8 protein-coding genes are annotated in these 7,824 nt (G+C 32.3%); all 8 read left to right on the top strand.

Going from position 1 to position 7,824, the window contains the following annotated elements:
• Positions 1-294 precede the first annotated feature (294 nt).
• A complete protein-coding gene (locus V5784_RS07690; protein WP_336888447.1) occupies positions 295-948 on the top strand; it encodes an HD domain-containing protein in 654 nt (217 codons plus the stop codon).
• A gap of 170 nt (positions 949-1,118) precedes the next feature.
• Positions 1,119-1,607, top strand: coding sequence for a MogA/MoaB family molybdenum cofactor biosynthesis protein (locus tag V5784_RS07685; protein WP_336888446.1), 489 nt, complete (start codon positions 1,119-1,121; stop codon positions 1,605-1,607).
• 11 nt (positions 1,608-1,618) lie between these two features.
• Complete coding sequence (gene moaA / locus V5784_RS07680; protein WP_336888445.1) at positions 1,619-2,557, top strand: GTP 3',8-cyclase MoaA; 939 nt, start codon at positions 1,619-1,621, stop codon at positions 2,555-2,557.
• Between the two features lie 115 nt (positions 2,558-2,672).
• Positions 2,673-3,368, top strand: a complete 696-nt coding sequence (locus V5784_RS07675) for an ABC transporter permease (protein WP_336888444.1) — start codon at positions 2,673-2,675, stop codon at positions 3,366-3,368.
• 2 nt (positions 3,369-3,370) lie between these two features.
• Positions 3,371-3,979: an ATP-binding cassette domain-containing protein gene (locus tag V5784_RS07670; protein ID WP_336888443.1), complete on the top strand. Its 609-nt coding sequence runs from the start codon at positions 3,371-3,373 to the stop codon at positions 3,977-3,979.
• Between the two features lie 13 nt (positions 3,980-3,992).
• Positions 3,993-5,213 carry a molybdopterin molybdotransferase MoeA gene (locus V5784_RS07665; protein WP_336888442.1) on the top strand — a complete coding sequence of 407 codons (1,221 nt, stop codon included), beginning with the start codon at positions 3,993-3,995 and terminating at the stop codon, positions 5,211-5,213.
• 11 nt (positions 5,214-5,224) lie between these two features.
• Positions 5,225-7,108 carry a molybdopterin biosynthesis protein gene (locus tag V5784_RS07660; RefSeq protein ID WP_336888441.1) on the top strand — a complete coding sequence of 628 codons (1,884 nt, stop codon included), beginning with the start codon at positions 5,225-5,227 and terminating at the stop codon, positions 7,106-7,108.
• Between the two features lie 87 nt (positions 7,109-7,195).
• Complete coding sequence (locus tag V5784_RS07655; protein WP_336888440.1) at positions 7,196-7,645, top strand: MOSC domain-containing protein; 450 nt, start codon at positions 7,196-7,198, stop codon at positions 7,643-7,645.
• Positions 7,646-7,824 lie beyond the last annotated feature (179 nt).

The following is a 7,824-nucleotide window of genomic DNA, read 5'->3' as shown; positions in this document are numbered from 1 at the left end:
AAAGGTATATTAATTTTTATAATAACGATAGAGGACATAGTTCTTTAGATTATGAAACACCTGCTAAGGTATATTTTGGTACTCAAAAAATTGCTTAAGTTTTTTCATAAACTGTTTGACAAACACGACCACCATATTATACATTATTAATTTTTCTTCCCTTCGTGTCCATTAGTGTAATTCGTGACTAGTTTTATCTTTTTATCTTTTTTTCATTTGTACTATTCTATTATTAGAATCAAATAAATATGTTAAAATAAAAATATAAAAAAATTATTTGTAGGAGTGTTGAGAATGAAGAGAAAATTAATTATAGAAAAAACTAAAAAATTTGTTAAGGCTAAATTAGAAGGTGAAGGATCGGGACATGATTGGTGGCATATTGTAAGGGTTTACAACAATGCACTGGATATAACTAAGAAAGAAAGATCACTTTATAAGGGGAATATCGATATTTTTGTGGTCGAACTAGGAGCTCTCCTACACGATATCGCAGATCATAAATTTGGATACAGTGACGAGGATAGAAAAAATATCATAAGTAATTTTCTGTTAGAGTTAGAGGTGCAGAAGAAGATAATAGATCATGTAGTTTATATAGCCAATAATATATCCTTTAAGGGTGGAAAAAATAAACATGAGATGGAAACTATCGAGGGCGAGATAGTGCAGGATGCAGACAGATTAGATGCTATAGGAGCCATAGGAATAGGCAGAACTTTTGCATATGGAGGATATAAAAAAAGAGTTATGTATGACCCAGATTCTGGAGTAGATACAAATAATAGAGAAGCCAAGGAGGATACAATAAGTCATTTCTATGAAAAACTTCTCCTTCTAAAGGGTAAGATGAATACTAAAACAGGATATGAAAAAGCTCAAAACAGACACAGAGTAATGGAAGAATTCTTAGAAAATTTCCATTCTGAATGGAATGGGGAAAAATAAGAAATATTACCTTATGCTTATATTTTGTTACCATTAAAGCATCTATATGCTTTTTTTGGTATTTAATTATGGAATTTTGGAAAAAACTTGATTTATATAAAAATGAGGTATATTATGCTTGATATAAGTAAAATAGAATGTGTTATTATTTTATAATAAGAGGTGAAATGATGAGAGTTGGAATAATTTGTATGAGTGATAAGGGGTCTAAAGGAGAGAGAGAAGACCTCAATACAAAAATAATTATAGAGTGTGTAGAAAATTTTGGATATGAAGTTATTGTAACCAAACTCATTCCAGATGAGGAAGACCTTATAGAGAGTAAGTTGTTAGAAGTTGTAGGAAGAGGGGATATAAATTTAATTTTAACTACAGGGGGAACGGGGTTTTCTCCCAGGGATGTGACACCAGAAGCAACTCTAAAAGTTATAGAAAGGCTGACACCTGGAATACCAGAGGCTATGAGGGCTTTTAGTATGAAGATCACTAATCGTGGGATGCTCTCTAGAGGGGTTGCAGGGATTAGAAAAAATACACTGATAATCAATCTTCCTGGAAGTCCTAAAGCTGTAAAGGAAATACTAGAATATATGTTAGAACCAATACATCACGGGTTAGAAATTTTATTAAAAAAAACAGGAGACTGTGCTAGGAAATAGAGGGAGGAAATATGTTAGATTCATATAGTAGAAATATAGACTACTTGAGAATTTCATTGACAGATAGTTGTAATTTTAAGTGTAAGTATTGCAATCCCGGTGATAATATACATCGTTTCGAAAAAAATATGTCACAGCAACAAATCGTTGATCTAGTAAAATTATTTTCAAAAATAGGGATAAAAAAAATAAGATTAACTGGGGGAGAACCTCTGTTAAGAAAAGATTTGATAGAGATAGTGAGGGGAATAAAGAAAGTAGATGGGATAGAAGAAATTACCATGACTAGTAATGGATTGTTATTATCAGATAGATTAGAGAGCCTCAAAAAAGTCGGATTAGATAGAGTAAACCTAAGTCTAGATACATTTAATAGGGAACATTTTAAAGATATAACTGAGGTAGACGGTTTAAATGAAGTTTTATTAACTATAGATAAATTAGAAGAACTGAAGATGGTTCCCATAAAGATAAATTGTGTTTTAATCAATGACTTTAACAGTGATGAAATAGGAGATTTTATAAATTTTACTAAAGATAGAGAGGTTCAGATAAGGTTTATTGAGCTGATGACAATGGGAGATAATATAGAGTGGGGTAAGGGTAAATATTATTCAGGAGAAGAAGTCATAAAGAAATACAGGGAATTAAAATTTTATAGGGAAGAAAGCATAGCTAAAATTTATAAAGCACCAGATTCAAAGGGTGAAATTGGGTTTATATCTCCTAATTCAAATAAATTTTGTTCATCTTGCAATAGGATAAGGATAACTTCTGAAGGTAAGTTAAAACTTTGTTTACACTCAGATATAGAATATGATCTTTTAAAACTTTTATGTGAGGAAGAACCGATAGAAGCCCTAAAAGAAATTATGGAAGAAAAACCCAAAGAACACAGGTTGAATGAAAAAAAATATATAAAAAAAAATATGGTAAGTATCGGAGGATAAATCCTGATAAAATAAGATGATTAATTATATAGACACAAAAACTATATCAGTATTTTAAGCAAAAGAATTTAATGGATCGTTATTTATTGTGATGGAAACTTAAAAAGGAAAAAACATGGATTATATATTAAATGGATTTATAAGGGCATTTCAACTGATAATTTCTTTAAATAAGGAATTATACGAAGTCATTTTTCTGTCAATAGGAGTTGCCTTTATCTCAACAGCAATAATTTCAATGATATTTATACCTATAGGATTGAAGTTAGGATTAAAAAAATTTAAAGGAGAAATTTTTTTTGCCAGAATAACATTCTCTTTGATGGGAGTCCCATCAGTAGTAGTAGGGCTGGTAATAGCACTAATACTATCTAGAAATTCAGTATTTGGATTTTTAGAACTACTATACACTCCTACAGCTATCATAATAGCTCAATCATTCTTGATCTTGCCTCTGTGTCTGAGCCTGACCTATACACTCAGTCGTTCTAAGGCACGAAAAATAAACAGGGTAGGGATGATACTGGGTGGGAGTAGAAAAGACAGGTTATTTTTAATCCTATTTGAATTAAAAGATGAACTATTAATAATAGTCATTACTTGTTTTTCTCGTGCAATAACAGAGGTAGGGGCAGTTATGATTGTAGGTGGTAACCTCAAGGGATCTACTAGGGTAATGACGACATCTATATCTATGTTAAATTCCATGGGAGATTATTCTACAGGAATAGCACTTGGAATAATATTATTAGGGATTACATTTTTAATTAATAATTTCATATATGTTCATAAGGTTGAGGTGAATAATTAAATATGATAAAGGATATTAAGATTAGAAATTTAAAAAAAAAATATGACAAAAAAAACATTTTAGATATTCCGGAACTTATTTTTAAAAATGGTAAAATTAGTTATTTATTAGGAGAAAATGGAGCCGGAAAATCAACACTATTAAATATTTTAGCCAAAATAGATAATGATTATCGAGGCAAAGTAGAGGATCCCTTTACACAAGATGAAATTTCACTAGTAGATGCAAATCCGTATATGCTTAAAGGGAATGTCTATAAAAATATTGCATATCCATTGAAGATCAGAAAAAGAAAGGATATAAATGAAAGTATGGTGGCTCTTTTGGATATATTTAATTTAAATGTATTAAAAAACAAGGAGGCTTCTAAACTCTCAAGTGGGGAAACTCAAAAAGTTGCAATTGTAAGGGCACTTTCATTTTCTCCAAAATTATTGATATTAGATGAACCTACAGCAAACTTAGATAAATCCGCAAGATTGGAACTTATAGATATCTTGAAAAAATATAACCAAGAGGGGAATACTATAATTGTCGTGACCCACGACCATAGTTTTTTTGAGAATTTAAAGGGAGAAAAAATAATTTTGGAGAAATTAGGGATGGAGTAAAAAGGAGTAAAATATGAATTTTTTGAAGGTAACTGATATAGATGAGATAGAGGAATTAATTTTAAAAAAGATACCTTCACTTAAAGGGAAAAAAGAAACATGTAAATTGGAAGACTCCCTGGGGAGAATCCTGTGTGAAAACGTTGTTGCTAGTTTAAATGTTCCTGAATTTAATAGATCTACAGTGGATGGGTATGCCATAAAATCCAAGGAATCCTTGGGAGCTTCTCAAGGTATACCTGCATTTTTCACCATAAAAGGTGAGGTTTTAATGGGGGAAAACACCTCTAAAAAATTAGAAAGTGGAGAGGCAATATACGTCCCCACAGGTGCTATGATTCCAGAATGTGCAGATTCTATGATTATGATAGAGTACTGTGAGATATTAGAAGATACTTTACTCGTGCATAAACCGGTAAGTAATTTTGAAAATATAATGCTCATGGGAGAAGATGTAAAAAAAGGTGAGGTTATTCTAAAAAAAGGATCAACTATAACTCCTGAAAATATAGGGGCTCTTGCCTCTTTAGGGATATATAAACTACCTGTATTTAAAAAATTTACATTTTCTATAATTTCTACAGGAGATGAGATAATAGGAGAGACTGAAGAGTATAAGATGGGGAAAATCAGAGATGTAAACTCCTATACTCTTTCTTTGGCTATCCAAAAATTCGGGATTGTAACAGAGAAAAAAATAGTAAAAGATAATTTTGAAACTATATTGGAAGAGGTAAAAAAATCAACTGAAAAATCAGATATAGTGCTCATATCAGGAGGAAGTTCTGCCGGTAACTATGACTATACCGGCAAGGTTATCTCCATGTTAGATGGAGGAGAGGTATTTGTCCACGGCATATCTATAAAACCAGGAAAACCTACTATTATCGGAAAATCAAATGATAAACTTATCTTTGGATTGCCTGGGCACCCTATTTCCTCCATGGTTGTTTTTAATATCATTGTAAAAAAACTTGTTGAAAGTTTATATTTTTGTGAGGATAGCGATGATTATTACCATGGGATTTTATCTCATAATCTACATTCTACCCCTGGACGAACAACATATCAGATGATCAGTAAAACTATTGAAAACAATGAGATTGTGATTACTCCTATCTTTGGAAAATCAGGGATGACAACTCTTATGACTAAATCTAATGGGTATATAATATTAGAGAGTCATATAGAGGGGCTAGAAAAAGGGAGCAGGGTGAAGGTATATAGATTTTAGGAGGCAGAAATTTGAGAAATACATTTATAGATAATATCAGCTTAGAAGAAACTAAACCACTGTTTTTTAACAGGATTAAAAAATATAGTAAAAAAGAGACAATCTCTACGGAAAAATCCTTGGGTAGGGTAACATCGTCATCTGTTTTTGCCAACGTATCATCTCCTAATTTTAATGCTTCAGCTATGGATGGAATATTAGTCAGATCTAAAGATACAGATCTTGCCAGTGAAACGAGTCCTGTAACACTAAAAAAAGATAAAGATTTTCTCTATGTAAATACAGGAAACCCTATCGATAGTAAATTTGATGCTGTTATTATGATAGAGGAAGTAGTGGAAACAAAAAATGGAGACGTCAGAATAATAAAATCTGCGTATCCCTATCAGCATATAAGAAATGTAGGTGAAGATATAATAAAAAATGATATGATCTTACCTTCATTTCATGAGATCAGACCAGAGGATATAGGTGCTTTATTTGCTGGGGGAGTATTTGAGATAGAGGTAATTACAAAGCCAAAAATTGCAATTATTCCAACAGGAAGTGAGATTGTAGAAGACTATAGAGATCTAAAAATAGGAGATATCATAGACTCTAACTCTAGGATGTTTGAAGCTATGATCACCGTATCAGGAGGAGAACCATATCGGTATTCACCTGTTCGGGATGAAAAGGACCTGTTGAAGAAAAATATATTAGATGCAGTAGAAAAAAATGATGTGGTAATAATCAATGCAGGATCATCGGCAGGAACCCATGATTATACTAAATCTCTCATAGAAGAATTGGGAGAAGTTATAATTCACGGCATAGCTATCAAACCGGGAAAACCAACTATCCTTGGATTTATTAAGGATAAACCTGTAATAGGAATACCGGGATATCCAGTCTCAGCATATTTTGTCTACCAGCAGTTTGTAAAATCACTCCTAGAAAAGATGTTATGTAGAGATGATGAAAAGGCAATCACAATAAAAGCCAGTTTATCTAAGAGAGTGTACTCCTCATTGAAACATAAAGAATTTGTCCGTATGACCCTAGGTTATGTAGGAGGTAAATTGGTTGCTACTCCTTTAGATAGAGGAGCAGGAGTCAGTATGAGTCTAGTAAAAGCCGACGGAATACTTGTGATATCTAGAAATAACGAAGGACATGATCTCGGGGAAGAGGTAGAGATAAAATTACTCAAGCCACTCTCAAGTATAAAAAAATCCATAGTAGTAATTGGAAGTAACGATCCTATAATGGACAGGATTTCCGACAGTGTGAGATTGTCCCTATCCCATGTGGGAAGTTTTGGTGGGATACTAGCGTTAAAGAAAAAAGAAACTACGATAGCTCCTATCCATATATTAGATAGTAAAAGTGGGAACTACAACATAGATATTTTAAATAAATATTTTCCATCTGGAGATGTAGTTTTAATAAAAGGAATAAAGAGGGAACAGGGTCTGATAATACCCAAAGGAAATCCAAAAAAAATAAAGGGAATTGAAGATCTGACACGAAATGATCTGATATTTATGAATAGACAAAAGGGAGCAGGAACTCGTATTCTTCTGGACTATAGTTTAGAAAAATTAGGTATAAATAATAACGATATCCAGGGATATGAAAGGGAAGTTACAACTCATTTGGCAGCAGCAATGTCAGTTAAATCTTCAACCTGTGACCTGACTTTAGGGGTTAAATCTGCAGCCGATATATTAGATCTTGATTTTATACTTGTAGATTATGAAGATTATGATTTTGCAGTTTTAAAGGACAGTCTAGAAGATGAAAGAGTTTTAAAATTCATTGAATATATCAAATCAGAAGATTTTTCTAAAGAAGTAGAAAATATACCGGGATATAAGTTAGTAAATCCAGGGGAGATCATTGAGATCTCGTAGAACTCTTCCTTCTTATGGTTCCCTGTGACATCGTAGTTCTTGCGAAAATTTAAACTAGATAATAAAAAAATAAAAAAGGAGAAAATCATGAGTACTATAAAAGGAAAGATACTTGCAATAAATATAAGTGAAACAAAGGGTGTTGTGAAGCAACCTATAAAAGTGGGAGTGTTTAAGGTAGATCATGGTTTAGTAGGAGATGCCCATGCCGGTAACTGGCATAGACAGGTTAGTCTACTCGATAATTCCAGTATAGAAAAATTAAAAAATTTAGAAGGGGTAGGGTTTTCTACAGGAAAATTTGCTGAAAACCTGACAACAGAAGGTCTGGTTTTATATGAATTACCGGTTGGGACAAAATTAAAAATTGGTGAAACTCTTCAAGAGGTAACTCAAATAGGAAAAAAATGTCACGTTGGATGTGAAATTAAGAAATTAGTAGGAGACTGCGTAATGCCTAAAGAGGGAATATTCACTAAAATCTTAAAAGGTGGAGAGATAAAAGCAGGAGATTTAATAGAAGTAGTGGAAGGGTAGAAGGAGCTAAAAACAAAAGGACACTGATTTCAGCGTCCTTTTAGGGTCTGTCTCATATTTTGTGTAAACCTCCAAATTAGTGTAAACTACAATTACATTAATTTGGAGGTTTTTTTATGAGAAAAAGAAGAAAAGATTTATCCCCTGATGAATTAGCACGAAAAGAGCTAATTAGAGAA

Source organism: Psychrilyobacter sp., assembly GCF_037132775.1.
GTDB lineage: Bacteria > Fusobacteriota > Fusobacteriia > Fusobacteriales > Fusobacteriaceae > Psychrilyobacter.
Note: the sequence above shows the minus strand (reverse complement) of the source record. Positions and strands in the feature narration are given on the sequence as shown.